The sequence below is a fragment of the Streptomyces sp. SID3212 genome, from assembly GCF_009865405.1.
GTDB lineage: Bacteria > Actinomycetota > Actinomycetes > Streptomycetales > Streptomycetaceae > Streptomyces.
This window is the reverse complement of sequence record NZ_WWJY01000356.1, coordinates 1-1,369: the sequence shown is the minus strand read 5'-3', so window position 1 is coordinate 1,369 and position 1,369 is coordinate 1. Positions and strand designations below refer to the sequence as shown.

At 73.0% G+C, this 1,369-nt stretch carries 2 protein-coding genes; both read right to left on the bottom strand.

What is annotated here, in order from left to right:
• A partial coding sequence (locus GT042_RS10540) for a PucR family transcriptional regulator ligand-binding domain-containing protein (protein ID WP_202532604.1) occupies window positions 1-661 on the bottom strand: 661 nt, incomplete at its 3' end.
• Window positions 662-760: 99 nt separating this feature from the next.
• The coding region (locus GT042_RS10535) for a glycoside hydrolase family 15 protein (protein WP_161308447.1) at window positions 761-1,369 on the bottom strand (609 nt) is incomplete at its 5' end.

Genomic DNA, 1,369 nt, shown 5'->3' with positions numbered 1-1,369 from the left:
GCCCCGCCGCGCGGGCCGCGCGCTGTCCGCGCAGCCCTTCCCAGATCTGGAGCGGATCGACGGCGGCGGGCGCCGTGGCGGGCCCGGCCGCCGGGGCCGCCGCGTAGAGGAGCTGCCCCGCCGCCGTCTCCAGGAAGACCGGATTGGCCGCGAAGTCGGCGAGGATCCGCAGCACCTGCGGCACCCCGCCGCCGCCGAGCAGCGCCTCCGTGCAGCGCCGGTGGACCTCCTCGGCCCGGCGCAGCAGCGCGTAGTGGCCGTTGACGATCTCGGTGTGGACCTCTTCGGTCACCGTCACGAACGGCACCTCGCGATGGAGCTGCACGAGCGGCAGCCCGGCCGCCCCGGCCGTCTCCACGAGCGTGGCGGGCAGCCGGTCGAACCTCGGCCCCAGCTCGACCACGAGCGCGGCGATCCCCCGCTCGGCGAGGGTGCGGACGAAGGCCCGCTGCTCGGCGGGCCGGGTGCCGAGGCCCAACCCGGTGGTGAGGAGCAGCTCGCCGCCCTTGAGGAGCGAGGCGATGTTCGGGACCTCCCCGGCGTGCACCCAGCGCACCGTACGGTTCAGCCGGTCCGCGCCCGCGACGACCTCGGGCAGCCCGGCACGCAGTCCCGGCAGCTCCAGCGCGCGCTGCACGGTGATCCCGTCCTGGCTCTCCATAGGGCGGAGGCTACCCGTACCGGTACGTTCCGGTCGCCGGGTCACCCACGTGCACGGGGCCCCGCCCGGAAGGACGGGGCCCCGCACACGATGCCGCTCTCAGCCTCCGTACGCGCCGGACGCCGTCAGCCGCAGTGCCGTGTCGATCAGGGGCACGTGGCTGAACGCCTGCGGGAAGTTGCCGACCTGGCGCTTGAGGCGCGGGTCCCACTCCTCCGCCAGCAGGCCCAGGTCGTTGCGCAGGTCCAGCAGCTTCTCGAAGAGCTTGCGGGCCTCGTCGACCCGGCCGATCATCGCGAGGTCGTCGGCGAGCCAGAACGAGCACGCCAGGAAGGCACCTTCGTCGCCCTCCAGGCCGTCCACGCCCGCCTCGGAGCCGGTGGTCGGGTAGCGCATGATGAAGCCGTCCTCCGTGGACAGCTCCCGCTGGATCGCCTCGATCGTGCCGATGACGCGCTTGTCGTCCGGCGGCAGGAAGCCCATCTGCGGGATCAGCAGCAGCGACGCGTCCAGCTCCTTGGAGCCGTACGACTGCGTGAAGGTGTTCCGCTCCTTGTCGTACCCCTTCTCGCAGACGTCGTGGTGGATGTCGTCCCGCAGCTCGCGCCAGCGCTCCAGCGGCCCGTCCGCGTCCCCGGACTCGATGAGCTTGATCGTGCGGTCGACCGCGACCCACGCCATCACCTTCGAGTGCACGAAGTGCCGGCG